Source organism: Oscillibacter sp. CAG:155 (genome assembly GCA_000436875.1).
GTDB lineage: Bacteria > Bacillota > Clostridia > Oscillospirales > Oscillospiraceae > Oscillibacter.
This window is the reverse complement of record FR890870.1, coordinates 1-2065: the sequence shown is the minus strand read 5'-3', so window position 1 is coordinate 2065 and position 2065 is coordinate 1. Positions and strand designations below refer to the sequence as shown.

Below are 2065 nucleotides of genomic sequence, written 5' to 3'. Positions count from 1 at the left end.
CTGTAAAATACAATCCTTTTGTTTTAGAATCTCAAAAACAGTGCTTGATGAATTACAGGTATCTTTTGTTGAAATAACAATCGGCGCAAGGCGAGGCTGAATATCAACCAGTCCTTCCGCCCTCAATGCTTCGAAAACACGGTTAATCGTATATCTGCTAACATGGAATTGGTCGCAATACATCCTTGAAGATGGCAAGGCATTTCCATGAGGTATCTGTCCATCTAAAATACACTGCTTAATTTCATTATATACAAATTCAAATTTTGTCTCTTGTGGTTTCATAACTTGCCTCCTATCTGCTTGATTATATCATGGTGAACCTATTTTGTCAGTATAAAAAAACGCTTACCTATTTGCACACCTTACCAATATAGATATTGCCAGTATGTTAGGATAACATTTAAAATAAAAATGCAAAATTATTAGGAAAGAGTTTAAGTATCATGGATAAACAAAAAATTTTAATTGTGGACGATTCAGAGATGAATCGAGCTCTTTTGGTAGATATTTTGGAAGGGCACTATGATGTGGTAGAGGCTGAGAATGGTGTGGAAGCAATTTCTCTCCTTTCAAAGCAAAGAGCAGATTTCTCCCTTTTGCTTCTGGACATTATGATGCCTGAAATGGACGGATTTGAAGTATTAGCTTACATAAACAAATACCATTGGAATGACACCTTCGCTGTTATTATGATTTCTGCTGATGACACTCCTGCTAATATAAAGAGGGCCTATGATTTAGGGGCTTTTGACTATATCAGCCGACCTTTTGATTCAACCATTGTCCAGCGTCGAATTTCTAATACGATGTTTTTATACGCAAGGCAGCAGCGCCTTGAAAAAATTATTGCAGAACAATTTCACGAGCAGGAAAAGAATAGTAAGCTGATGATCTCAATTCTGTCTCATATTGTGGAATTCCGTAATGGAGAGAGCGGCCTACATATCCTGCATGTAAATACAATTACAAAATATTTGCTGAAGCAGTTGGTTCAGCTGACAGATCAATATCCTTTGTCTAAAGCAGATATTTCTTTGATCAGCACTGCTTCTGCGCTGCACGATATTGGGAAAATCTCAATTTCAGATGCAATATTAAATAAACCCAGCCGACTTACGGCAGAGGAATTTGAAGTGATAAAAACGCACTCAGTGATCGGTGCTAACATGCTATTAGACCTGTCCATAGAGCAGCGCGAAAATCCGCTTATTAAAGTGGCTTCTGAGATCTGCCGATGGCACCACGAAAGGTATGATGGCAATGGTTATCCGGACGGATTAAAGGGAGAAGAAATTCCCATTGCCGCTCAGGTAGTTGCGCTGGCCGATGTATATGATGCCTTGACCAGTGAGCGCTGCTATAAGAAAGCTTATTCACATGGAGAAGCTTTGAAAATGATTTTAGAAGGACAATGTGGTGCATTTAATCCTACACTTTTACTGTGTCTACAAGAAATTACTGAGACACTTGAAAGTGAGTTTATGGATACCTCTTCTGAACAGGAGACGAAAAGCATTCAAGATATAAGAAATGAAGTAGATTACGACAGGTTGTTTTCCTATGAAAAACACACCGTCTTGTCTCGCAAACAGCAGCAACTGCAATTATTATATATTGATTCCTTAACCAGTATTTACAATCGCCGCTATTATGACGAGCATTTTCAAGGCGCAGATGATATTCAGGCAATGGTCGTAATAGATGTAGATAATTTTAAGCACATCAATGATAATTATGGCCACGATGTTGGCGATATTGTATTGCAGAGCATTGCACAAACCGTTTTATCCTGTGTGCGAAAAACAGATGTAGTTATCCGTTATGGCGGCGATGAATTTGTAATCATCTTTTTCAGTATACCCCAAGAGATATTTGAGAAAAAACTGGAGAGGATCAGGCATTCTGTTGATAGTCTGATAATTGATGGACATCCCGAACTACATATGTCTGTAAGCATAGGTGGGGCATATGGAAGCGGAACCGCAAAAAAACTGTTCAAAGTTGCAGACAATATGATGTATCAATCAAAAAAACAAAAAAATCAGGTGACCCTTTGTCTTCT

Annotated in this window: 2 protein-coding genes; one reads left to right on the top strand and one right to left on the bottom strand. The window is 38.3% G+C overall.

Translation table 11 applies throughout. The features are described from left to right. Nucleotides 1-285: winged helix-turn-helix domain-containing protein (locus tag QZL67_RS03205; protein WP_292919765.1), on the bottom strand; the 285-nt coding region annotated here is incomplete at its 3' end. A 161-nt stretch (nucleotides 286-446) separates the two neighbouring features. Between QZL67_RS03205 and QZL67_RS03200 the strand changes: the two genes are divergently transcribed. After that, nucleotides 447-2065: diguanylate cyclase (locus QZL67_RS03200; RefSeq protein WP_292919763.1), on the top strand; the 1619-nt coding region annotated here is incomplete at its 3' end.